Source organism: Streptomyces sp. NPDC090994 (genome assembly GCF_044768905.1).
In the GTDB taxonomy this organism is placed as follows: Bacteria; Actinomycetota; Actinomycetes; order Streptomycetales; family Streptomycetaceae; genus Streptomyces.
The window spans coordinates 179,702-202,346 of sequence record NZ_JBIVWS010000012.1 but is presented as its reverse complement, the minus strand read 5'-3'; the positions used below and the strand labels follow the sequence as shown (position 1 = coordinate 202,346).

The 22,645-nt window shown below is 71.4% G+C and carries 20 protein-coding genes; 11 read left to right on the top strand and 9 right to left on the bottom strand.

What is annotated here, in order from left to right; all coding sequences use genetic code 11:
- Positions 1–56: 56 nt before the first annotated feature.
- Together ACIQR3_RS24425 and ACIQR3_RS24420 are read right to left on the bottom strand one after the other, a co-directional pair.
- Positions 57–701 carry a LysE family translocator gene (locus ACIQR3_RS24425; protein ID WP_403542366.1) on the bottom strand — a complete coding sequence of 215 codons (645 nt, stop codon included), beginning with the start codon at positions 699–701 and terminating at the stop codon, positions 57–59.
- A gap of 139 nt (positions 702–840) precedes the next feature.
- Positions 841–1,830, bottom strand: coding sequence for an LD-carboxypeptidase (locus tag ACIQR3_RS24420; protein WP_403542363.1), 990 nt, complete (start codon positions 1,828–1,830; stop codon positions 841–843).
- Positions 1,831–2,108: 278 nt separating this feature from the next.
- Here ACIQR3_RS24420 and ACIQR3_RS24415 point away from each other — a divergent pair, with 278 nt between their 5' ends.
- A complete protein-coding gene (locus ACIQR3_RS24415) occupies positions 2,109–2,561 on the top strand; it encodes a DUF2690 domain-containing protein (RefSeq protein ID WP_403542361.1) in 453 nt (150 codons plus the stop codon).
- A gap of 38 nt (positions 2,562–2,599) precedes the next feature.
- Here the strand turns inward: ACIQR3_RS24415 and ACIQR3_RS24410 are convergent, their stop codons facing one another.
- Positions 2,600–3,550: a LysR family transcriptional regulator gene (locus ACIQR3_RS24410; RefSeq protein ID WP_403542358.1), complete on the bottom strand. Its 951-nt coding sequence runs from the start codon at positions 3,548–3,550 to the stop codon at positions 2,600–2,602.
- A gap of 159 nt (positions 3,551–3,709) precedes the next feature.
- Between ACIQR3_RS24410 and ACIQR3_RS24405 the strand changes: the two genes are divergently transcribed.
- The 8 genes from ACIQR3_RS24405 to ACIQR3_RS24370 all read left to right on the top strand — a co-directional run bounded on the left by ACIQR3_RS24405 (position 3,710) and on the right by ACIQR3_RS24370 (position 11,441).
- Complete coding sequence (locus ACIQR3_RS24405) at positions 3,710–4,453, top strand: SDR family oxidoreductase (protein ID WP_403542357.1); 744 nt, start codon at positions 3,710–3,712, stop codon at positions 4,451–4,453.
- A 497-nt stretch (positions 4,454–4,950) separates the two neighbouring features.
- Positions 4,951–6,093: an ATP-binding protein gene (locus ACIQR3_RS24400; protein ID WP_403542354.1), complete on the top strand. Its 1,143-nt coding sequence runs from the start codon at positions 4,951–4,953 to the stop codon at positions 6,091–6,093.
- Positions 6,094–6,110: 17 nt separating this feature from the next.
- Positions 6,111–6,935 carry a roadblock/LC7 domain-containing protein gene (locus tag ACIQR3_RS24395; RefSeq protein WP_403542459.1) on the top strand — a complete coding sequence of 275 codons (825 nt, stop codon included), beginning with the start codon at positions 6,111–6,113 and terminating at the stop codon, positions 6,933–6,935.
- Positions 6,928–7,311, top strand: a complete 384-nt coding sequence (locus ACIQR3_RS24390) for a DUF742 domain-containing protein (protein ID WP_403542352.1) — start codon at positions 6,928–6,930, stop codon at positions 7,309–7,311. Before ACIQR3_RS24395 ends, ACIQR3_RS24390 begins: the two co-directional genes overlap by 8 nt.
- A 3-nt stretch (positions 7,312–7,314) precedes the next feature.
- The gene (locus tag ACIQR3_RS24385) at positions 7,315–7,908 is read left to right on the top strand and encodes an ATP/GTP-binding protein (RefSeq protein WP_308114754.1); all 594 of its coding nucleotides are present in this window, start codon (positions 7,315–7,317) and stop codon (positions 7,906–7,908) included.
- 10 nt (positions 7,909–7,918) lie between these two features.
- Positions 7,919–9,292 carry a cytochrome P450 gene (locus ACIQR3_RS24380; RefSeq protein ID WP_403542349.1) on the top strand — a complete coding sequence of 458 codons (1,374 nt, stop codon included), beginning with the start codon at positions 7,919–7,921 and terminating at the stop codon, positions 9,290–9,292.
- Positions 9,293–9,402: 110 nt separating this feature from the next.
- Entirely contained in the window at positions 9,403–10,653 is a 1,251-nt protein-coding gene (locus ACIQR3_RS24375) for a cytochrome P450 (RefSeq protein WP_403542347.1), read from the top strand.
- Entirely contained in the window at positions 10,650–11,441 is a 792-nt protein-coding gene (locus ACIQR3_RS24370; protein ID WP_403542344.1) for an enoyl-CoA hydratase/isomerase family protein, read from the top strand. The genes ACIQR3_RS24375 and ACIQR3_RS24370 overlap by 4 nt, the downstream gene beginning before the upstream one ends.
- A 55-nt stretch (positions 11,442–11,496) precedes the next feature.
- On the opposite strand, the gene ACIQR3_RS24365 is transcribed toward ACIQR3_RS24370, so the two are convergent.
- The 4 genes from ACIQR3_RS24365 to ACIQR3_RS24350 all read right to left on the bottom strand — a co-directional run bounded on the left by ACIQR3_RS24365 (position 11,497) and on the right by ACIQR3_RS24350 (position 20,433).
- Positions 11,497–12,330 carry a siderophore-interacting protein gene (locus ACIQR3_RS24365; RefSeq protein ID WP_403542341.1) on the bottom strand — a complete coding sequence of 278 codons (834 nt, stop codon included), beginning with the start codon at positions 12,328–12,330 and terminating at the stop codon, positions 11,497–11,499.
- A gap of 118 nt (positions 12,331–12,448) precedes the next feature.
- Positions 12,449–19,252 (bottom strand): glycoside hydrolase domain-containing protein, encoded by a 6,804-nt coding sequence (locus ACIQR3_RS24360; protein ID WP_403542339.1) that lies wholly within the window; start codon positions 19,250–19,252, stop codon positions 12,449–12,451.
- 147 nt (positions 19,253–19,399) lie between these two features.
- Complete coding sequence (locus tag ACIQR3_RS24355) at positions 19,400–19,609, bottom strand: DUF397 domain-containing protein (protein ID WP_403542337.1); 210 nt, start codon at positions 19,607–19,609, stop codon at positions 19,400–19,402.
- A complete protein-coding gene (locus ACIQR3_RS24350) occupies positions 19,591–20,433 on the bottom strand; it encodes a helix-turn-helix domain-containing protein (RefSeq protein ID WP_403542334.1) in 843 nt (280 codons plus the stop codon). Before ACIQR3_RS24350 ends, ACIQR3_RS24355 begins: the two co-directional genes overlap by 19 nt.
- Before the next feature lie 197 nt (positions 20,434–20,630).
- Here ACIQR3_RS24350 and ACIQR3_RS24345 point away from each other — a divergent pair, with 197 nt between their 5' ends.
- Together ACIQR3_RS24345 and ACIQR3_RS24340 are read left to right on the top strand one after the other, a co-directional pair.
- Positions 20,631–20,852 carry a hypothetical protein gene (locus ACIQR3_RS24345; protein ID WP_403542333.1) on the top strand — a complete coding sequence of 74 codons (222 nt, stop codon included), beginning with the start codon at positions 20,631–20,633 and terminating at the stop codon, positions 20,850–20,852.
- On the top strand, positions 20,849–21,076 hold the full coding sequence (locus tag ACIQR3_RS24340; protein ID WP_403542331.1) for a hypothetical protein: 228 nt from the start codon (positions 20,849–20,851) through the stop codon (positions 21,074–21,076). The genes ACIQR3_RS24345 and ACIQR3_RS24340 overlap by 4 nt, the downstream gene beginning before the upstream one ends.
- Positions 21,077–21,150: 74 nt before the next feature.
- Here ACIQR3_RS24340 and ACIQR3_RS24335 read toward each other — a convergent pair whose 3' ends face one another.
- Positions 21,151–21,960, bottom strand: coding sequence for a hypothetical protein (locus ACIQR3_RS24335; RefSeq protein WP_403542328.1), 810 nt, complete (start codon positions 21,958–21,960; stop codon positions 21,151–21,153).
- 334 nt (positions 21,961–22,294) lie between these two features.
- Complete coding sequence (locus ACIQR3_RS24330; RefSeq protein ID WP_403542327.1) at positions 22,295–22,624, bottom strand: putative quinol monooxygenase; 330 nt, start codon at positions 22,622–22,624, stop codon at positions 22,295–22,297.
- Positions 22,625–22,645: the final 21 nt, after the last annotated feature.

Genomic DNA, 22,645 nt, shown 5'->3' with positions numbered 1-22,645 from the left:
GGTGCGGGTGGTGCGGGTACGGGTGGTGCGGGTACGGGTACGGGTGCCGGTGTGGCTCAGGCCGAGGCAGGCGTACGGGACAGGGCGGTACGCAGCGCGAAGAAGCCGAGCAGGCCGCCTGACGCGAACCGCTGGGCGGTCATCACGCGGGGCCGCGTGGCCAGGAACCCCGACACTCGCGCCGCGCCCAGCATGACCAGAGCGTTCACCGAGATCCCCACGATGATCTGCACACCGCCGAGCTGGAGCAGTTGCGCCCAGTCCGGGCCCGCCTTCGGGTCCATGAACTGGGGCAGGAGAGCGGCGTACATGAGGGCGATCTTGGGGTTGAGCAGGTTGGTCAGCAGCCCCATCGAGAACAGGCGGGCGTCGGAGACCGGGGGCAGGTCCTGCCCCGGAGCGAAGGGCGAACGGCCGCCGGGCCTGAGCATGTCCCAGGCCAGGTACGCCAGGTAGGCGGCCCCGGCGAGCTTGACCATCGTGAACGCCAGCGGCACGGCGGCGAACAGCGCGGACAGGCCCGCTGCCGCGGCCACGAGGTAGCACAGGAAGCCCACGGCGGTCCCGCTCAGGCTGACCAGGCCCGCCCTGCGGCCCTGGGTGATCGCGCGGGAGGCGAGGTGGATCATGTTCGGTCCCGGGGTCAGGGCCATGCTCAGTTCGACCAAGGCCACTCCCCCCACCGCGGCCGGACTGATCACTGGTCAACTCCTGGTCGTCTGCCGGATACCAGCGCCCGGAGCGGGGCGGCGCCCGGCTCGAACGGGCAGTGGCGACGCGCGTCGGCACTGCCCCGCCTCACCTGCTTCAGGATACGGCGCCGCAGCGGTACGCCCGGGCTCAGCGTTCCGCGACCGCCGGTTCGAGCAGGGAGAGGGTCCGGTTGTCCGCGTCCACGTCCGCGCGGACGCCGAGGGGCAGGGGCAGGTTCGGGGAGGTGTGGCCGAAGTCGACCTGGGCCAGGACGGGGATGTCGCGCTCCCCCAGGACGTCGAGCACCACGTCGCGCAGGCCGACCCGGTCGTCGCCGTCCTCGTAGGGCGTGACCTCGGTCGGGACGCCGACCACCATGCCCGCGATCCGGTCCAGCACACCCGACAGCCGCAAGGCGTGCAGGTCGCACCAGATCCGTGAGACCGGCCGCTGCAGTTCTTCCCAGAACAGGACGGCGCCGTCGAACCGTTCGGCGTCCAGCGCGAACGGTGTCGCCTGCACCTGGACCAGGCGGTTCAGCAGGCCGCCGACCAGTGGCCCCTGGGCGCGGCCCGGCCGCCAGGTCTCCCACGTCCCTCCGGCCGGCAGCGCGCCCGGCGCCTCGGCCTTGGTGAGTACACGGGCGTAGAGGTCGACGAGTTCGGACCGGCGGGCCTCGTCGCCCAACGTGTACCAGTCGCTGCCGAAGCCGTGGGTGGCGATGTCGGCGTGGAAGCCGACGAGGTTGGTCCTGGCGTACAGCGCCATGTGCAGCAGTGAGATGTCGCTGTAGCCGAGGATCGGCTTGGGGTCGGCCCGGATCGCGTCCAGGTCGATCAGGTCGAGGTACCCGATGGTCGCCTGGCCCCCGGTGTGCGCGACGACGGCCCGCACTTCCGGGTCCCGCAGCAGCGCGTTGAGTTCGGCGGCCTGCTCCGCCGGAGCGCCCGCCGCCCACCAGCGGCGCCGCGCGGGGTCGACCATCGGGCTGACCCGTACGCGGAAACCCATCCGCTCCAGTACCGCCACACCGCGAGCGAGCAGCGGCTCCTCGCCGGGCTCCAGCGGGCCCGAGGGCGCGGTGACGACCACGAGATCGCCGGGACGCAGCGCACGGGGGCGACGGATCGTGGGCACGGGTCCTCCTTGTTGATCGACAACGGCTGCACAACCACGCGGCGGCCGCTGGTATTCCGCTTGTTCTTACCCGACGCGATCACTCCTGATCCCGCGCCCCCGGAACCCCGGCAGGAGGCCGCCGGGGAACGCCCCGGGTCAACTCCGCGCCACGATCCACTCTTTGCGGTGACCGCCACACCGCCCCGGCCTACCCGGCGTACGCGCCGGTTATCACCTACCCCGTGAACGCGAACGCGACGTGCTGTGTCCCATCACAGCGCGGGAAAGGAGTTTCCTTGGCTGCTCACCGGCTTCCGCGTCTCCTGGCGGGGACCCTCGCCGTCCTGGCGCTGGGCGTGACCGCTCCCGCCGAGGCTTCCGCCCCGGCCGCGCCCGCGGCCGCCTGCACGGGGGCGTCCTGCAACGGCAAGAACCCCCACACGACAGGCTGCGACAAGGACGCCGTCACCCCCTCGGGGGCGGTGGCCCGGTCGGCCGGCGGCGGGCCGGCCGTTCAGTTGCGGTACTCGAAGAAGTGCAACGCCGTGTGGGCGCGCTTCGGATCCACCGCGAACGACGCCTGGAGGGGCAAGCTGGACATCAGGAACGGCAAACCGTACGTGTTCCACGCGTCCCCGAACCACGCCGCCTACAGCGCGATGGTGAACGCCGGCCTCGCCACCCGCCCCTGTGTGGAGCACTACGACGGCGTCGGCGGCAGTTGGGCGTGCACGAAGAAGTGGTACTAGGCGGTTCGGTCCGGCAGCGGGCCGCCTGACCGGCGTACTCAGGAAGCGCCCGCTGCCCCGCCCGCGTCCTCGCCCCCGCCCTCGCCCCCGACGAGCAGCTTTCTCGCCGACTCCCGGAAGTCCGCGACCAGCCGGTTGGTCTCGTCCCGGCGGCTCACGACCACCACCTCGCAGGGCTCGACGCCCTCCACCGGCACGGTGGCCAGGTCGTCGCGGAGGGCGCTGCGGCGGTCGCCGGACGGGACCAGGGCGATGGCGCGGCCGTCGGCCACCGCTTCGAGCTTGTCCTCGTAGGTGTCGACGAGCAGGGGGCCGAGCGGGGCCGGGGTCCCGTCCGGGCGGGGTTCCAGGCGCCAGAAGCCGGTCCACACCGAGGCCATGCCGGCGCAGGCGACCAACGGTTCGTCGGCGAAGTCGTCCGGGGTGACGGACTCCTTGCCGGCCAGGCGGTGGCCGGCGGGGACGAGGAGGGCGCGGGGCTCCTCGTAGAGGACGGTCGTCTCCAGGCCGTCGGCCGGGATCGGCAGCGGCATGCGGGCGACGACCACGTCGACCCGGCCCTCGGGCAGGGCGCGGGCCTCGTCCCAGTCCAGGTGCAGGGTGCGGACGTGGGCGTCGGGCCGGCGGCGCCGCAGGTCCCGGACGGCCGGGGTGATGACGAGGTCCTCGACGTAGCCGACGGTGATCGTGTGCTGCGGGGCGGCGGAGTGGGCGGCCAGCGCGGCCTGCCGGGCGGCGTACAGCAGTTCCTGGGCCCGGGGGAGGAAGGCGGCGCCGGCCGCAGTGAGCGTGCTGCCCTGGGTGGTGCGCTCCAGCAGGCGCACCCCGAGGGTCTTCTCCAGCCGCTGGATCTGACGGCTGAGGGAGGGCTGGGCGACGCGCAGGGCCTCGGCCGCGCGGGCGTAGTTCAGGTGCTCGGCGACGACGGTGAAGTACCGGACCAGCCTCAGGTCCAGGTCCGGGTCCACGGGCGGGGCGTTGTCGGCCATGCCCCCACCCTACGTCCGTACGTCATACCGCCGGCGCATGACGGGGTGCGGAAGAGGACTTGGACGCCCGGGCGAGGGCGGAGGTTGACTCGACGGTGTCCGGCGGGCCCGCCGACCATCCAACCGGATCCGTATGCGCAAGAGGAGTGTGTCCTGGTCATGGGCAAGTACGAGGGCAAGAAGGTCGTGATCACCGGCGGCAGCACCGGTTTCGGGCTGGTCACCGCGCAATTGCTGGTGGACGAGGGGGCGCGGGTGCTGATCACCGGCCGCGGCCGGGACGCCCTGGACGCCGCCGCCGAGCGGCTCGGCGGCAACGCGGTCGCGGTCCGCAGCGACGCGGGGGAACTGGCTGACATCGACGCGCTGGCCGGCCGGGTGAAGGCCGAGTTCGGCACGGTGGACGCGCTGTTCGCCAACGCCGGGATCAACGGCTTCGCCCCGTTCGAGGAGACCGGCGAGGAACTCTTCGACCAGCTGATGACGGTCAACGCCAAGGGGCCGTACTTCACGGTGCAGAAGCTCGCCCCGCTGCTGGCCGAGGGCAGCGGCGTGGTGCTCACCACCTCCGTCGCCAACGTCCTGGGCATTCCCGCGCTCAGTGCCTACGCGGCCGGAAAGGCGGCGGTGCGGTCGATGACCCGCAGCCTGGCCCGGGAGCTGCTCCCCCGCAAGGTCCGCGTCAACGCGGTCAGCCCCGGCCCGATCGACTCCGGGATCCTGCTGAAGTCGATGCCGAGGGAGGCCGCGGAGCAGATGAAGGCGGGGATGGCCGCGGAGAACCCGATGGGGCGGGTGGGCAGGCCCGAGGAGGTCGCCAGAGCCGTGCTGTTCCTCGCCTTCGAGGCGACCTTCACCACCGGAGCCGAACTCGCCGTGGACGGCGGTGGCTCGCAGATCTGAGCGCCTGCCCCGGCGGACCGCTGTCCGGCGCCGATTTTCCTGCGGCATATGCGCTCCAGTCGGCAGCGCAGCGTCCAAATCGGCTCACTTGGCGTCAAAAGACGTAGTGCGGACGGCTGTTGCCGGGGCCCTCATGTCCTTTCTGTGAAGATTCACGACCCGCGCGCGAGGCGTGTTGCCAAAGCGGTGATAATCGGCCACTCCATGGCCGGATCACGTCGCAACAATCCCGCGTGACCGACGCGTTGCCGCCTTTTTGGGCATAGAGGGCGCCGCTTTTCAAGGTGGCGCGCGGTGATAGCCTTCCGGCGTTCACGACCTTGATCCACTCGGCTTAGGTGCTGATCCGAGGTCGGCCTGCGCATCGCGCGACAGCGGTGATGCAGCTCCCAGCGGATGTCACGCGGATCCCCCGAGGCCTGTCCGCAGATGCCTGCATGCCACGCGCCGGGAAGGTTTCTATGAATCGAGACGTGCTCATATGGTGCCTGGTTGCGGTGGCGGCTGTAGCCGCCGCCACAGCCGCGGTCCTGTTCGTCCGCAGCAGAGCCCTGCAAGCGAGAAAGCGGCGGCTGGAGGCCGAACTGGCGGAATCCAAGCGACAGCTGGGTGACGTCCAGGGCAGCCTCGCCCGCAGCGAGAACGAACTGCGACAGGTGCTCAACCAGCAGGACGCCGCCATCCGCGAAGCCGAGCGGACGGCGGAAGAGAACACCAAGGTGGTGCTGAAGGGCGCCGCGCGCCTGCTGCAGAGCCTCACGGCCGAGGCCACCATGATCCTCGAAGGCATCCAGCAGAAGTACGGCGGCCACCCCGTGCTCGCCGACCTGCTGGAGGTCCACCACGCCAACGCCCAGATGGCCCGCAAGTCCCAGGGCATCGCGGTCATGTGCGGCGCGCCGCTGGGCCGCCGTACCCAGCCGGCCAGCGTCTACGACGTCGTCCGCAGCGCCCAGGGCCAGATCCGCAACTACTCGCGGGTCACCGTCATGCAGCACAACGGCATGGCGCTGAAGGCCTCCGCCGTCGCGCCCGTCGCCCTCGCGGTCGCCGAACTGCTCGACAACGCCGCCAGCTTCTCCCAGGCGGACGCGCCGATCGAGGTGACCTTCCAGCAGGTCCAGAAGAACCTGTGCATCATCATCGACGACGCCGGTGTCAGCATGAGCGACGAGGAGCGCCAGAAGGCGACCGCGCTGCTGTCCGGTGACACTCCCCCGCAGCTGTCCCAGCTCGGGACCCAGCCCAAGTTCGGTTTCCCGGTGATCGGCCTGATCGCCCGCCACTACGGATTCAAGGTGGATGTCACCGGCGTCTCCCGCTACGGCGGTGTCCGGGCCGTCGTCCTGCTGCCCGAGGAGCTGTGGACCATGGAGGACATCACACCGCCGCCCGCCGAGGAGGCGCCGGTACGCAGAATCCGGCGCGTCGAGGACACCGAGCCCGCCGCTCGTACGGCGCACGGCCTGCCGAAGCGGGGGGCCCGGCAGGCTCCGGTGGAGAGTGTTCAGGGCAACGAGGGCAACGGCCCGATCACGCCCATCAGGGCTCCCCGCCGCGGTCTGGGCGGGCTCCAGCGCGGCACGCTTCGCGGCCGGGACCTCGCAGCACCGACGCCCGAAGGGTCTGAAGAGGCGTGAACCAAGACATGTCGTGGATGGTCCGGGACATCGTGGACAACGTGCCGGGTGCGCGGCACGCCGTGGTGCTGTCCGCCGACGGCCTTCCCCGCGGTGCCACGGAGGGCCTGGCCGAGAAGGACGTGCGGACCATCTCCGCCGCCATGTCCGGCATGCAGGCCCTGTCCAAGGCCACCGCCCACTTCGCCGGACCGGCCGCCGAGCGGCGGTGGAACCAGACCGTCGTCGAGTTCACCGAGGGCTGGGCCTTCCTGATCGGCGCGGGGCAGGGCGCGTACCTGGCCGCCGCCGCCGAGCCGGACGTCGACCTCCAGCAGATCTCCTTCCGGATGCACCGGCTGGTCGCCCGGCTGGGCGAGAACCTGACGGCGCCGCCGAGGGTGAACGGGGAGAACGCCGCCGAGGCGGAGCAGCACGCCGCGCGGCTGTCGGCGGGCACCGCCCCGGCCGGCTTCGTCCTGCCGGAGCTGGACAAGGTGATCGCCGAGGTGCCGGGCGCCCGGCACGCCGTACTGCTGGGTTCGCACGGGCTGCCCCGCGGGGCGTCCTCCGGCATGGGCCAGGACCTCGCCGACACCATCTCGGCGGCCATGACCGGAATCCAGGCCTACAGCCGGGCCACGGCGCAGTTCGTGGGCGACCCGGACTTCCAGTGGCGGCAGACCGTCATCGAGTTCCAGCACGGGTGGATCTTCCTGATCGCGGCCGGGGACGGTGCCTTCCTGGCCGCCTCCGCGGCGCCCGACTGCGACATCGACCGGTTCACCGCGCGGCTGGCCGACGCCGTGCCCCGGCTGGGCGTGGGCGGCGCGAGTGGTGCGAGGAGGTCCGGCGATGCATGACGGACCCGACGAAGGACCGGAACTCACCGGGTCGTTAGTACCACTGTTCGTGATCACCGAGGGGCGTGCGCTGCCCCCGGACCACGAGTACGAGCACACCACGCTGGTGACCGCGCAGAACGCCCCGGCCACCGCGACCCGAGCGCTGTCCCCGGAGGCGCGCAGGGTCACGGACCTGGTCGCCGACGGTTTCCTGTCGCTGGCCGAGGTGTCCGCCCACACGCGGCTGCCGCTGGGCATCGTGCGCATCCTGGTGGCGCAGCTGGACAACGACGGTCTCCTCCTCGTGCGAAAGCCCATCCCACGCGCCGAACGGGTCGACCGCGAACTGCTCAGCGCTGTGCTCGACGGCCTGAGAAACCAATTCGGAGCGTGACCCGTGACACTCACATCAGATGCCGCACACTCACCCGAGTACCTGAACCCGGACGTCTCCCACTCGGTGAAGGTCCTCGTGGTGGGGCACTTCGGCGTGGGCAAGACCACCTACATCGGCAGCATCTCCGAGATCGAGCCGCTGAAGACCGAGGAGACGATCACCGAGGCCAGTGAGGGCTTCGACGATCTGTCGGGCGTGCCCGACAAGACCACCACCACGGTGGCGATGGACTTCGGCAGGCGTACGCTCAGCAACACCCTCGTCCTGTATCTCTTCGGAACGCCCGGCCAGGAGCGTTTCAAGGAGATGTGGGAGGCGTTGTCCCGGGGCGCGCTGGGCGCGCTGGTCATCGTCGACCCCTCCCGGCTCGACCAGAGCTTCGCGGTCCTCGATCTGGTCGAGCGGTTCGGTCTGACGTACGCCATCGGTGTCAACCGCTTCGACGACACCGCCGCCTACCCGCTCGATGAGGTCCGCGAGGCGCTCAACCTCCCCGAGGAGACCCCTGTCGTGGAGTGCGACGTCCGCGACAGCCAGTCGTCGGCGAAGGCGCTGATCGCCCTCGTGGAACACCTCATGACCCACTTCGGCTAGGAGCCACGGCATGCAGCAGTCCAACACCCCCGAGATACCCCCCGGCTGCCCCGCACACGGCAACACCCAGCTGTTCGGCAACGACTTCGGCTCCGATCCCGAACGGCACTACGACCACCTGCGCTCGCTCGGTCCCAGCGCGCCCGTCGACATCGCGCCGGGCGTCGAGGTCGAGCTGGTCACCGGCTACGACGAGGCCCTGTACTTCCTCCAGAACCCGGCGTGGTTCGTCCGCGACGCCCGCCGCTGGAACGCGCTGAACGAGGGCCGCGTCCCCGAGGACAGCCCGGCGCTGCCGATGATGGGCTACCGGCCCAACGCGCTGTTCAGCGACGGCGCGGCGCACGCCCGGCTGCGGCGGGCGGTCACCGACAGTCTGGCCACCATCGACGAACTGCGGTTCGTGCGCCAGACCCAGCAGTCCGCCGACTACCTGATCAGCCGCTTCGGTTCCACGGCGCGCGGCCAGGCCGACCTGATGGCCGACTACGCCCAGCCGCTGCCGCTGCTGGTCTTCAGCGACCTGTTCGGCTGCCCGCCCGAGATCGGCGACCGGGTCATCGTCGGCATCAGCGGCATCTTCGACGGCACGGCCGGTGCCGACGAGGTGCTGGGCGGCGCGCTCACCGAGCTGATCGCGCTCAAGCACCGGCAGCCCGGCGAGGACCTGACGACCCGGCTGATGCAGCACTCCGCCCAGCTGACCGACGAGGAGGTGCTGCACCAGCTCGTCACGCTGCTGTCCGGCGGCACCGCGCCCCTGTCGGCGGCCATCGGCACCAGCGCCGCGCTGTACCTCAGCGAGGAGTGGCGGTCCGGGCTGCCCGTCGAGGACGCGGTCGTGCAGACGCTGTGGGACTACGCCCCGATCGCCAACTACGCGGGGCACTACCCCACCCACGACGTGGAGCTGGCCGGCCGCACCCTGCGGGCCGGCGACCCGATCCTGATCTCGTTCGCGGCGGCCAACACGGACCCGAAGCTGAAACGCCACCGCGAGCAGCTCAGCAAGGCGCACCTGGCCTTCGGCGCCGGGCCGCACGCCTGCCCCGCCAAGGACCCGGCCTTCCAGATGACGGTCACCGCCGTGGAGGCCCTGCTCAACCGGCTGCCCGACGTCGAGCTGCGGGTGCCCTTCGGCGACCTGCCGTGGGTCCCGGCGCCGTGGAGCCGCTGCCTGGTGACCCTGCCGGTGAAGTTCACCCCGCGCTCGGCGCCCTCCGACGCCGCCGCCCCGGCGGGCCCGGCGGGCGACCGTACGGCGCACTCCTCCGCGCAGCCGCAGCGCGCCGTCGCCGCCGCCACCCGGACCGCGGCTCCGGCCGCACCGCCGCGCAAGGGAGGGCTGTTCAGCAACTTCGTGGCCTGGATCAAGGGTGACTGAGGCAGGTGCGTGAGTGACGCAAGTAACCCTGTGAAAACAGAGGGTTATTGGATGTAGTGATCATCTTGAGGGTATGCATGGCGGCTGCTGCTGAGAAAGGAGCTGCCGCCATGGGGAGTGTCACCACCCCATCCACCGATCGTCGCGCCGCCGTCGCTCTCTTCTCCCGCCTGCGTACCCCGCAGGGCCAGGCCGATCCCTTCCCGCTCTACGAGAAGCTCCGCTCCATGGGCGAGGTGATCCCGGCGCCCTGGGGCGGATTCGTCGTCACCGGCTACGACCTGTGCGCCGCGCTGCTGCGCGACGGCGACTGGCTGGAGCCGGACAAGGAGTGGCGGGCCCGGCAGGGGCCGCGCACCCGCTGGAGCGCGCCCTCCTCGCGGGAGATCAGCAACACCATGCCCGCGCTCAACCCGCCGGAGCACACCCGGGTGCGCCGCGCGGCCGGGTCCTTCGACCGGTCCACCATCCAGGAACTGGGCCGGACCGTGGAGGGCATCGTCGACGGCCTGCTCGACTCCCTCGCGGAGCGACTGCGCGAGGGAGAGGCCGACTTCTCGGCGCTGGTGAGCGAGCAGGTGCCGATCGCCACCATAGGCAGCTGGCTGGGGCTGCCGGCCGCGGACTGGGACCGGCTGCGCGAGCTGACCCACGAGCAGGTCTTCACCCAGGAACTGCTGCCCTCCGCCAGCCAGCTCGCCCGCTCCGACACCGCGCTGATGGAACTGCGCGCCTACTTCCTGGACCTGATCCGGCACCGGCGCACCCATCTGGGCGACGACCCCGTCTCCCGGTGGATACGGACCTGGGACGCGATGGAGGCGGACCGGGACAAGGCCGACGAAGGCGTCTACTTCCTGGCCCTGTTCGTCCTCCTCGCGGCCCTGGAGACCACGTCCACGCTGCTCTCGGCCATGGTGCTGCGCCTGGTGGAGCGGCCCGAGCGGTGGGACCTGCTGGCCGGCTCCCCCGACCTGGTCCCCGCCTTCGTGGAGGAGACCCTGCGCTACGACCCGCCCACCCACGTCATCAGCCGGGTCGCCGCCAAGGACGGTTTACTGGGCGGCTTCGAGGTCCGCGCCGACGACATGGTCCACCTCATGGTCGGTGCCGCCCACCACGACCCGGCCCGGTTCCCCGACCCCGAACGGTTCGACCCCTCCCGCAACGTCACCCAGCACCTCGGCTTCAGCGGCGGCATCCACTACTGCCTCGGCGCCCCGCTGGCCCGGCTGGAAGCCCAGACCCTGCTCCGCCACCTCGTCCGCCGTCTGCCCCGCCTCACCCTCGTGCGCCGCCCGCCGATGGCGCCGCGCGTGGTCTTCCGGCGCCTACTGAGCCTGGATGTCGCCCTCGCATGAACCACATACCCGCTCTCTCCCCCGTCACCGGCTTCAAGGCCGTCGACGTCACGCAGGACGGCCCCGTCCTGCACGTCCTGCTCGATCCCCACGGCACGGACCCCACGCTCGGCACCGCCGTCGTCGACGATCTCCTCGCGCTGCTCGACGGCCTCCACGACCGCCCCGACGTCCGCGCCCTCGTCCTGTCCTCGGCCGGCGACGACTTCTGCTCGGGCGCCGACCGCACCGAGTACCAGGCGGCCCTCGCCGACGACCCCACCGACGCCGGACTGCGGCGCCTGCTCGACAAGGCGCAGCGCCTGTGCCGCGCCCTGGAGGAGTGCCACGCCGTCACCATCGCCCGGCTGCACGGCAAGGTGATCGGCGCCGGGCTGGCCCTCGCCGTCTACTGCGACCTGCGCGCCGGCGCGGACAACTGCCGGTTCCGCATGCCGGAGGTGGGGCTCGGGCTGCCGCCGGCCTGGGGCGGGGCGATGGGCCGGCTGATCCAGGAGGCCGGCGGCTCACGCATCCGTGAACTCATGCTCACCTGCGACGTCTTCGACGCCCCGACGGCCCAGCGGATCGGCCTCCTGCACAAGGTGGCCCCCCTGGACCAGCTCGACCACGCCATCGCCGGGTGGACGAGGTCCTTCGCCCGGCGCTCCCCCGAAGCGCTGGTCCTGACCAAACGCATGCTCACCGGTTACGCGCGGGCCCACCGTACGGCGGACATCGCGCTGCTCGACTCGCACCTGCTCAGCTCCCACCTCGGACAGGCGGCGGCGCGCCGGCCGGCCGGCTGACAGGGGGTCACGGGCCCTTCCGCCCCCCGGGAGGGCCCCGCCGACGGCACCGCCCCTAGGAGCGACTCGCGGCGTGCCGGTCGCTCTTCCAGAAGCCGGAGAACGTGATGCGGTCCTTCGGCAGGCCGGCGCGGTGCAGATGCCGGCGCCCCTCCGCCGCCAGCAGTTGCTCGCCGACGACGAAGGCGTAGCCCCGCGGGTCCACGTCGTCGTGGGCGCGCAGCGCGGCCAGCGCCGCCGTGCCGGGGACCGCGTGCGGGTCGGCGCGCGGTATCCAGTCGACGCGTGTGCCGGGCGGGGCGGTCAGGTCACGGCGGTCGGCGTCGGTCGGCACCTCCTGGAGCACCCGGACCTCGCGGCGCGCCGGGTCGCCGGCCAGCGAGCGCAGGATGCCCGCGACGGCCGGCAGTCCGCTCTCGTCGGCGACCAGCAGCACGCTCCTGGCGTCGGCGGGCGCGTCGTACAGGGGGCCCTGGTCGAGCAGGGCCATCTCCTCGCCCGCTTCGACCGCGCACGCCCAGACGGCGACGCCGCCCTCGATCTGTCCGTCGGCGCCGCGGTGCACGACGACGTCGATGTCGAGTTCGCCGGACTCGGCGCGGAAGTCGGCCACGGTGTAGTTGGCGCAGTAGGGCCGTACCTCGTCGGGCATCGCGAGGTACGGCTTCCACCAGGTCTCGGCCTGGACCTCGGGCGCGTGGAAGCGGTCCTGGTGCGGGCAGCGGAAGAACAGCCGGAACCAGTGGTCGTAGCCGCGCCACGGGAACGCGCGGAGGTCGTCGCCGCGGACCGTCACCCGCTGCATGTTCGGGGTGAGGCGCGTGCTCGATGCGACCGTGGCGCGGAACAGTCTCGGGTCACGTCGGCTGGGACGCTCGCTGGAGCTCATGAAGGTTAGGCTAAGTTAAGTTGGCGATCATCGCCATGCCGATCCCGTCCCCACGCGCGCGGGCCCGGCCCGGCCGGAAGAGGCCGGGCCGGGCCCGCGGGTCGCCGCCGACCGGCTCTCAGCTCAGGCCGCCCTCCCACTCCCTGGCCGGTGACCAGAGTCCGGTGCCGGCGCCGGCGCGTCCGCCGGTGTCGCCGTGGGCGCCGCCCGCCGCGGGCGACCGGTGGTCGCGGTCCGTCCGCTGGAAGCCGACCGTGTAGGTGCGCACCACCGCTCCGTTGGCCGACGTCACCGTGAGGGTGCGGGTGGTGAACCCGGGGGCGGACGAGGAGACGGTGGAGCTACCGGTGGTGACCTTCACCCGCGCCCCGGACGCCGCCGCCACGGCACCGACGGCCGGGAGCTTCCCGTTCTTGGGCCAGTCCACGACGTACGTGGAGACGTCCGGGTCGAACCCGTCGATCGCCACGCCCCCGACGGTGATCGCCGACGCGTCGGCGACACTCGCCTTGGTGGCGTCGGAGAAGTTCGTCACCGTGACCGAACCGTCGGCGTTCACGACCACGTTCGCCGCCATCGCCGCCGCCAGGTTGATCCGCTGCCAGCTCTCCCCGCCCTCGGCGGTGAGGTCGAGCGGGTAGCCGGAGTCCGTCGCCGTCTGCTCCAGGATCTGCGTGCGCTGCTCGGCGGTGAGGTCCGGGAAGGCCGTGGTGAGCAGCGCCGCCGCGTCGGACGGCGCCTGAAGGGCCTGACCGGCCTTGCCGACCTGCGAGAACCCGTACGTCAGGCGCTGCGTGTACAGGTCGATGTGCTGCGCCGTGCTCAGCCCGGCGTACGGGTCGCCCGCACAGGCCGTGAGCGTGTCGCCGTACCCCTTCGCCTCGCACCGGGCGAGCAGCACGTTCTCCATCTCGGTGTGCGCCTGCGCCAGCAGCTTCTCGAACTCGGGGTCCGCCCACCGGTGGGCCACGGTGGCCTGCGCGGTCATCCGGCCGCCCATGACGTCGAGCGGGTAGTGGAAGCCGAGGACGATGCGGTTGTCCCCGTACTCCGAGGCACGGGCGAGGATCGACGGCGCCAGCTCGGGCAGCAGCGTGGCGAGGATCGTGCCGGCCTCGTAGCCGCCGTAGGTGTGGCCGCTGGGGTACGAGCCCTGGCCGGCCAGTCCGCTGTAGCCGCTGTCCTGCGACTCGTAGACGTACCCGCCGTCCCCGACGAACCCGAGCCGCACGTACGGGCGCGGGTAGTCGTAGTGCTCCTTCGCCGCGTCGTGGGTGTCGAGGCTCTCGGTGACCCGGCCGAACAGGGCGTTCGTCTTCGGCAGGTCGCCGCTCTTCAGGGCGTCCAGGTAGATCTCGCCGAGCCGGGAGCCGAGGCCGTCGGCCATCGTGACGGTGCCGCTGGACGCGGCGTCCACCTCGGCGCGGTCGACCTGCGCCTGGGTCGCCGCGTTGTTGATCCGTACGGTGATCGCGTCGTTCTCCGCGGTGAGCGTGTCGGTCGCGGTCCCGGCGCCGAGGATGCCGGTGCCGAGGTCGTCGATGCCGCTGAGGAGGTTGTTGAACCAGTCGCTCCCGTCGGCGGTCTTCGGCCAGGAGTCGGACGCGTAGTCCGCGTCGAGGGTGGCGTCGGGGAAGGGGGACGGTTCGTAGGTCGCGGGATCGTCGGTAGCGGTAGTGGTGGTGTCGGTGGTCTCCGACGTGCCGGCGAGGGTGACCGCCGTGACGGTGGCGGTGTGGGTCTTCGCCTTGCTGCCGGTGGTGAGCAGGGCGGTGCCCGCCGTGCCGGTGGTGTACGCGGTGGTGCCGTCGTCCAGGGTCACGGTGTACCCGATGAGCGGATGTCCGCCGTCACCGGCCGCCCGCCAGGTCACCCGGACCCGCTCGCCGTCGGTGACCACCGAGGTCACGGTCGGGGACTGCGGCTTGCTGTCGCCGGTGACCGCGGGCTGGGTCGCGGCGCTCGCGGCCGAGGTGCCGACGGCGTTGACCGCGCGCACCCGGGCCGTGTACGACGTGCCGGTCCTCAGCTGGGTGAAGGTCGTGGCCCGGGTCTCCGGGTCCTTGATCCGCACCTGGTGGCCGCCGCTGAGGGTGATCTCGTAGCCGGTGACCGCCGAGCCGCCGTCGTCCTCGGGCGCGGCCCAGGTGACCGTCACACTGGTGCCGGACGCCGTCGCGGACACCGCGTCCGGTGCGGTCGGTGCCGTCTTGCGCTTCGTCTTCAACGCGGAGACCGCATGGCCGAGGGCCTGGTAGCGGGAGGTCAGGGTCTCGTCGGTGGCCGCGTCGTCCGCGAGGGCGGACTCGGCTGCGGTGAGGGCGGTGGTGAGCGCCTCCCAGGTGGTGTCCGTGTAGCGGGCGTCGGTGAGCGCCGACGCCGTGGTGACCAGGTCCTCCAGCTTCAGGCGCGGCAGCGGGGTGAGCTGCTTGGCGGCGAGGGTCAGGCTCCGCGTCCGGGTGTCGACCTCCAGCTGGGTCGCCTGGCCGGCGGCGGCCAGCAGGTCACGGGCGGCGGCGAGTTCGCGCTCGTACACCCCGAAGTCGATGGTGCCGTACCGGTCGGCGTCACCGGCCAGTCCCTCGTACTGCTCGATCGCCTTGCCGAGCGCGGTGGTGTCCGTCTCGGCGGGCGCCTCGACGTGGCTGAAGGTGAGCCGGCCGAGGTTGGCGACGTACGGGTGCGAGGAGTCGGCGGTCGTGGTCAGCCGCAGGTACACGGTGTGTGTGCCGGTGACCGCCTTCGGCAGGGTGAGGCTGGTCGTGCCGCCCGACGACCACGAGCTGCCGGTGACCGGGAGCGGGACGGTCGCGTACGGGGTTCCGGGGCTGTCCGCGTCGAAGGAGTCCAGGTAGAGCTGGACGGCGGAACCGGTGCCGCAGCGGGCGGAGTTGTTGACGTAGGTGAGGGTGACGGTGTTCTTGGCCGAGCTGCCGAAGTCGATGTCGCCGTAGTCCAGCCAGGCTCCGTCGTAGGTGCCGCCGAGGCTGGTGGCGGAACCGGCGTCGCTCCAGGTGGCCGTCTCGCTCTTCAGCCCGCCGCCGCTGTTCGCCTGCCACGCCGTGGCGTCGAGGACGGCCGGGGTGTCGGCGCTGCGGGTGAGGGAGAGGGAGTAGACGTTGGCGACGTACGGCTGGGCGTCGGTCTGGGTGCTCGACACGAACGTGGCGTACACGTCCTGGACGCCGGTGAAGACGTCCGGGTCGAGCGTGACGGACGTGGTGGCGACGGTGCCCCAGCCGGAGCCGGTGTAGTCGAGCGGGATGTCGACGCTCCGCTCGCCGTCCTTCGCACCGAGGTGCAGTTCGATGTGCGAGTCGGAGGCCGCGCGGGACTGCGGCTTGTCGTAGCTGACGGTGATGGTGTCGGCGCCGTCGCCCAGGTCGGTGTCCTGCCACTCGGCCCAGGCGCCGTCGGTGACGTTCTCGAAGACGCCGCCGGTGAGCTTCAGCGGCAGCGAACCGTCGCCGGTCGTGGTGGCGTTCGGGGCGGTCAGCGTGGCGAGGGTGGTGGTCCCGCCGGACGACGGGGTGTCGTACGGGGAGAACTGGAACCAGTCGAAGTTGGACACCCACTGCTGCCCGGCGGGCGCGTGGAACACGAACGTCACACCCGACGCGTCCAGCAGGGCGTCCGGGTCGGTGACGGCGGCCCGCACGGTGGTGTAGTACTGCCAGCCGCCGGTGCCGGGGAGGGAGACGGTGGCGACGACCGGACCGTCGGCGTCGCCGGCATGGACGTCGACGCTGCTCGGCTCGGCGGTGGTGGCCTGCGAGTTGGCGTAGCGGACGGAGAGGCTGCGCGGGGCGACCCCGCCGAAGTCGAGGCCGGTGTACCGCACCCACGCCCCCTCGGTGACACCGCCGAGGTCGCCGTCCGAGTAGTACGCCTCGCTGACGAGGCTCGGCCCTTCCTTCTGGTCCGGGTCCTCGGCCTGGAGCACGGCGTAGCCGCCCTCGTCGAGGGTGAGCGCGTCGATGGCCGACTGGAGCCTGTCATGAGCGGCCATGAGCGTGCCGGTCACGGAGTCGCTGTCGGCGAGGACGGTCCGGGCGCGTTCGAGGGCCGTCCGGAAGACGGTCCAGGAGCCGTCGGAGTAACTGCCGCTCCGTACCAGGGCCGCCTGGTCCGTCAGGGTGTCGAGGGCCTCGCGCCGCACGGCGGCGGCGGAGACGACCAGCGGATCGGTCACGGAGATGCCGGTGCCGGTCACGGAGGAGGCCGGGACCTTGCGGGCGAAGGCCGCGTCGCGGAAGGTGAGGCCGGCCCGGACGTCGGTGTCGGTGGAGCCGCTGAACTTCAGCGTCGCCGTGCGCGAGCCGGTGACCCGCAGGTCGGCCGTGACGCCCTCCGGCAGGCCGGTGACGCTCGCCGCCCCGGTCCTGGTGAGGCTGGTGCCCGTGCGCGCGGCGAAGGCCGCCTTGCCGGAGAGGGTGAGCCGCACGCTGTCGTCGACGGTGCCGTCGGCGGCGGTGTCGACGGTGGCGGGGCGGGCGGAGAGGACGGACTTGCCGGTGTTCGTTCCGCCGTCACCGTCGTCGGTGCTCGTGCTCAGGGAGTAGGCGGGGTCGGTCTCGGCACCCCAGGAGGACGGCTTGGCCCCCATGGTGAAGTCGAGGGTCCCACCGGCGATGATCTGCGAGTAGTCCAGCCAGGTGTTGTCGAACCGCTTGCCGTTGAGGGTGGCGCGCTGCACGTAGTACGTGCTGGCCGACACCCCGTCGGCCTTCACCGTGAACGTGCTGCCGTTGGCGTAGCTGATCGTCGTGGAGTCGAAGAACGGGCTGCCGATCTGGAACTGGCTCGACCCGGCGGTCACCGGGAACAGGCCCAGCGCGGCGGCGACGAACATGGTCGACATGGTCCCGGCGTCGTTGTCCATGGTCGGCAGGAAGCCGTCCGGGGCGAGTTCGTAGACCTTGGTCTTGACCGGCGGCGTGAACTCGCCGCCCGAGCTGGGCGCTTCGTTCGTCGACCCGGTGGCGATGTACCGGTTCCAGGTCTCCTTGGTGTAGATGGACCGCACCCACTTCTGCGTCAGGCTCGGCTCACCGACGTAGTTGAAGAGGTAGGGCGCTTGCAGGTCGATCTCGTTGGCGTTGGAGTGCAGCATGGTCGAGCCGTCGTCGGCGTCGGAGTCCTCGCCGAACATGTGCAGCATCGCGGCCCGGCCGGCCTTCTCGCCGCCCATCGCCTCGATCAGGCCGTCCATGTCGTAGGCGTCGTACCAGTGGTACTGCCAGAGGGTGCCCTGGTAGAGCTTGGCCGCCTCGAACTTCTCGTGGTCGACGCTCTGCCAGTCGCCGTCGGCCTCGCGCGGGGTCAGCAGCCCGACCTCGGTGCCGTCGGCGGCGGTCCAGGCGCCGGACTTGACGAGGTTGTCGATGGCCATCGTCGACTGGGTGCGCAGCTTCTTGGCGTCCTCGTCCTTGCCGAGCGCGTCGGCGATGACGGCCAGCGCCCACTGGTCGTAGCCGCGCTGCACGGTCGTACCGGGGTCCTCCGCGATGTACCCCTGGCGCAGCTGGGTGCCCGTGTAGTACCCGACATACGACTTCAGTGCGGGATACGCCTCGTCGAGCCGGTCGAAGTTCTCGTACCCCTTCGACAGCGCGTCGGCGATCACGACGGCCAGCCGCTCCCAGCGCACGGTCGGCACCGAGTGGGTGAGGCTGCCGAGGCTCTTGCCGGTGGTGTGCGCGTCGGCGAAGAGGATGACGGCCGACTGCACCATGTCCCGGTAGGCGGCCGGGTCGATGTACGCCTCGACGGAGAACTTGCGGAAGTCGTCCCAGGACGACCAGGAGTCGTAGTACGTGAACCCGTTGGCCTTGTGCACCGCGCCGTCGACACCCCGGTACGTGCCGCTGGTGCTGGTGGCGTTCACCGGCAGCGCGTACATGCGGTACAGGTGCGTGTAGAACTGCCTGGTCAGCGTGGAGTCCGGGTCGGCCGTCCTCGACGCCTGTACGGCGACGGTGCCGAGGGTGCTGTTCCAGTCGGCCTTGGTCCGCGCGCGTGCCTGGTCGAAGGTGAGGTCGCCGACCTCGTTCGCCTGGTCGGTGGCGGCCTGCTCGGCGCTGACCGGCGACAGGGTGACGCGCAGTTCGATTTCGTCGCCGTCGGCCGCGTCGAAACCGAGGACCGCTCCGGTGTCGGTGCCGTCCTGCGCGGTGGCGCCGGTGAGCTTGCCGTCGCCGCCCCAGGTCTTCAGGGACGTCACCGGCACGTTGGTGGTGGCGTGGTAGTACATGCGGTACGCGGCGCCGTTGAACGACCCCGCGATGAGGCCGCTGATGGCGGTGGTGCCGTCCGCGAGGGTGCTCGCGTCCAGGGTGGCGCGGGTACGGCTGGTGAAGTTGTTGGCGAGGTCCAGCACCAGCTGGGGCTTGGCCCCGGCGGGGAAGCGGTAGCGCTCCAGGGCCGTGCGCGTCGTCGCCGTCATCTCGGCGTCGATGGTCCCGGCGGGGGCGTCGAGGCCGACCTGGTAGTAGCCGGGGGTCGCGGTCTCGTCGTCGTGGCTGTACGCGTGCGCGTAGCCGCTGGTGGCGGGCCGCCCGGTGTACTCCTCGGAGGTCGGCACGACCAGCAGGTCACCGCCGCCGCCGGAACCGCCGACGCCGTCGAGGTTCGTCGCGGTGAACCCGGCGATGTGGTCCTCGTTGTAGTCGTACCCCGAGTGGTTGCGGTTCGGCGTGGTCATCGGGTTGACCTTGGCGAGCCCGTGCGGGGCCTGGGCGCCGGGCAGGTCGTTGCCGTCGTCACCGGCGGTGGAGACGAAGGGGTCGACGAGGGCGGTGTAGTCGGTACCGGCGTTCGTCTTCGGGGCGGCGGCTGCCGTACCGGTGACGCCGGTCAACGTGGCGAGAGCGAGGGCCGCCGCGAGCAGCGCGGCGGTGGGTCTTGCAGGTCTTATGGACACGGAACCTCTCCAGCATCGCGATGTACGCGCACGCTCGGGCCCCGTCGGGACAACGTTGTCACCATCGCTGCCTCCACCGCGTGCACAACTGCCGCCATCAGATACGGAGTAGTCGTACAACGGGGAAACAGTGCGAGTACAGGGGGTTCAGCGCATCAGCCGACCGTTCTTCACGGCGGTGACGAAGGACGCCCAGGTGGGGGCGGGGAAGGCGAGGGCGGGGCCGTGGGGGGTCTTGCTGTCGCGGACCGGGACGAGGGTGGGGAGGTCGTCGGAGACCTCGACGCACGCGCCACCATCCTGGTTGCTGTAGCTGCTCTTGCGCCAAGAGACGGCACTCAGGTCGATGGACCGCACGTCACTTCCTCCAACATCCGCAGAATGTACTTGCGCGACTCCGCCGGGGTGAGTGCCAAGTCGCGCACGGCATCGTACGTCTTCTGCAAACGTACAACCCGACTGGCTTCCTCGATAAGTTCGCCCTGATACCCGTTCTCCGTGTACGCCACGGTCCTCCCCTCCGGGAGGAGCAAATACCAGACGTCCACCCCCAGGAGACCGTGCAGCCCGGCACTCTGCGGGAGCACCTGGATGGTGACGCCGGGGCGTTCCGCGGCCTCGCTCAGGTACTCCACCTGCTCGCGCCACTCCCCCGCGTCCCGCAACGGCGTCCTCAGCACCGCCTCCGACAGGATCGTCCGGAACGGCGGCGCGTCCTCCCCGGCCAACAACTCCCGTCGCCCCATCCGTGCCTCGACCTGCTGCTCGAGTTCCTTGCCCTTGAGCCCACCCGCCACCAGCACCTCTCGCGCGTACGCGGGGGTCTGCAACAACCCCGGCGGCACGCTCACCGCGAAGTGCCACAGACTGACCGCCTTCGCCTCCAGCGCCATGTACCGGCGATACCGCTCACGGAACTGCGTATGATCCCCGGCCGCCAGCTCCCACAGGGCCAGCAGCAGCCCCGGCGTCCCGTAGAACGTGTCGAGGGCCTGGACGACCTCCGGACTGCCCAGCGTCTCCCCCTTCTCCATCTTCCCGAACAACGACCAGTCCCAGCCCAGCCTCTCCCCGAGCTGCCGCAGGCTCAGCCCGCTCTTGGCCCGCAGGGCCCGCAACTCCTCCGCGAACCGCTGACGCGGCTCCTGACTGCGACCGGTGACGGCCCGACGCTGCGACATCCGACTGGCTCCTATCGACAGGACGTGGACGGCGTGGAACGCCCCCCGGACCCCGGGGAAGCAAGGAGCCGCCCACAACGCGCCCGCCCCACGCCCGGGCGCATCCTCGTGACACCCGGACTACGCAGCGTAATTCGCCCAGCGCAGTCAGGTGACGAAACGACAGATTCCGCACGACCGGACAGACAAGGACGCCGATGACCACGACCGCGAAGATCCAGGAAGCCGTGGACGCGAGGGACGCCCTCGCCGCCGCCCTCAGCCGCGCCGGCCTCCAGCTCCCCGCCATGGACATCCGCACTCCCTGGGCCGACGACCGCGAGGGCGAGGCCCGTTACGCGCTCGTCCACCTCGGGGTCTGCTCCGCCCCCGTCGCGCACTTGCTCGCGGACGTGATCCTCAAGGGAGTCGACGCATGACCGATGAAGAACCCCTCGGCCCCGGAGACCCCGTCCATGACACCGCCCGCGACCGCGTCGGCCGCGTCATGGGCGACGAAGGCCCGTACCTCCGAGTCCGGCCGCTCACCGGCGGCCCCGAATGGGACGCCGACCCGCGCCACCTCCGACGCCTGACCAGAGACGAACTACTGAGCGCCCAACTCGCCGAAACCAACACCCGCAGCCGCAGCCACACCAAATAACCCGCTGTCCAGCGCGGGCACCGAGCGTCACGCCGCCGGCGTTGGGTGCGAAATCCGTCGGACGCCCCGAGGGCTTACCCCAAGAGAAAGTCGACCATCTGGTACGGACCCATGAACAGGCCGAGGAAGAGAAGCGGAAACCCGATGGCCAGGGGGCCGGAGATCTGGGCGGCGAAGTGCCGGCCCGGCGCCACGGGCGCGGCCCGGGTAGGACGCAGCGGGTCGAAGACGATCGCGAGCCGGGTGTAGTCGCCGCCGTAGTGGCGCGACGGCAGGCCCGGGAAGATCTCCCGCTCCACACCTTGCGGATCGACGTAGGCGAAGTGGCTTCTGCTCTCGAACCCGCGGGCATGTCTCGCCATGACCGAGACGCCGCGACGGTTCAGCACGATCCAGTCGTACCACCAGGTCATGCCCAGGGACAGCAGGAACCCCCCGGAGCCGAGGGGCAGGACACCGATACCCCATAGCATCGCGCGTCCGATGTCGCCCACGGCCACGAAGACCGCCAGACCGGCGAGGTAGAGCAGCGCCGACACCGCTATGGCGAGGCGGCTCCTCCACCTGCCGGCGTGCGCCGGGGGCTTCGCCGCAGGCGAGGCGCTTCCGAGCACCTCGACGAGCTGCTCCCCGTCCCGCACGGGCGTCCCGGGCGCCCGCCGCGGCAACGCTTCGTTGACCGTGCGCGCGAACTGGTCCGCCGCCCTACGGGCACCGCCCTCAAGCCGGTAGACCGTCGGGGACGCGCCAGGACTCGCGGTCAGGACAACCTCGACCGATCCATCCGGTCCCGCGCCGAGCCGGACTTCCTCGATCGCGGTGAGTGGTATCCGACGTTGCAGTCCGTCCTGCGTCAGCCGGACCGCCCTGCCCTCCAGCCACACAGTCCCGTCCCGCCCCCGCACCGCGACGGACACCACAGGTCTTCCCGATGCCTGATCCACGTTCCCCCCTCGATCACGCGTGCGCACTGTACTGCAAGCCGCCGGAGGCGGGGCACCGCAGCACGCCAGGCCGACACGCGACAGACCCCATTACCGTGGTGCCATGGCCCTGTTCCACGGGGAACCGCGTCGCACTGCTCCGCCGCCGCGCCACCACCGTCACCGGGCTCGAACTACCGGGAGGCCGGCCCCACCGACCTGCTCGCAACGCATGCGGAGGGGGCCGACGCCCGTGCCACCGGCTTCGGCCCCCTCCACGACACCTCCGGCCGCGTCAGCCCCCGTCGACCGCCAGCTCACCCAGCGGCGACCAGTCGTCCTGGGCCACCTTCGCGTTGACGATCCTGGGCGTCTCGGCCAGGTGCGGCGGCAGGGTCCGCCGGGCCGCCTCGAAGTGGGCCGAGTTGACGTGGGCCGCGCCGGCCTCGTCGTCCCGGAAGGCTTCCACCAGGACGTATTCCGTCGGGTCCGCGAGGCTGCGGGACCAGTCGAACCACAGGCAGCCCGGTTCGGCGCGGGTGGCCAGGGTGAACTCCCGTACCACCTCGGGCCATCGGTCGGCGTGCTCGGGCCGGACGCGGAACTTCGCGGTGATGAAGATCAAGAGGTCACTTCCTTCTCAGGG

Coding starts and splice junctions, on each gene's coding strand:
- ACIQR3_RS24410 (WP_403542358.1), bottom strand. CDS start 3,550: ATGGCCGACAACGCCCCGCCCGTGGACCCGGACCTGGACCTGAGGCTG.
- ACIQR3_RS24405 (WP_403542357.1), top strand. CDS start 3,710: ATGGGCAAGTACGAGGGCAAGAAGGTCGTGATCACCGGCGGCAGCACC.
- ACIQR3_RS24395 (WP_403542459.1), top strand. CDS start 6,111: ATGGTCCGGGACATCGTGGACAACGTGCCGGGTGCGCGGCACGCCGTG.
- ACIQR3_RS24390 (WP_403542352.1), top strand. CDS start 6,928: ATGCATGACGGACCCGACGAAGGACCGGAACTCACCGGGTCGTTAGTA.
- ACIQR3_RS24380 (WP_403542349.1), top strand. CDS start 7,919: ATGCAGCAGTCCAACACCCCCGAGATACCCCCCGGCTGCCCCGCACAC.
- ACIQR3_RS24375 (WP_403542347.1), top strand. CDS start 9,403: ATGGGGAGTGTCACCACCCCATCCACCGATCGTCGCGCCGCCGTCGCT.
- ACIQR3_RS24370 (WP_403542344.1), top strand. CDS start 10,650: ATGAACCACATACCCGCTCTCTCCCCCGTCACCGGCTTCAAGGCCGTC.
- ACIQR3_RS24365 (WP_403542341.1), bottom strand. CDS start 12,330: ATGAGCTCCAGCGAGCGTCCCAGCCGACGTGACCCGAGACTGTTCCGC.
- ACIQR3_RS24350 (WP_403542334.1), bottom strand. CDS start 20,433: ATGTCGCAGCGTCGGGCCGTCACCGGTCGCAGTCAGGAGCCGCGTCAG.
- ACIQR3_RS24345 (WP_403542333.1), top strand. CDS start 20,631: ATGACCACGACCGCGAAGATCCAGGAAGCCGTGGACGCGAGGGACGCC.
- ACIQR3_RS24340 (WP_403542331.1), top strand. CDS start 20,849: ATGACCGATGAAGAACCCCTCGGCCCCGGAGACCCCGTCCATGACACC.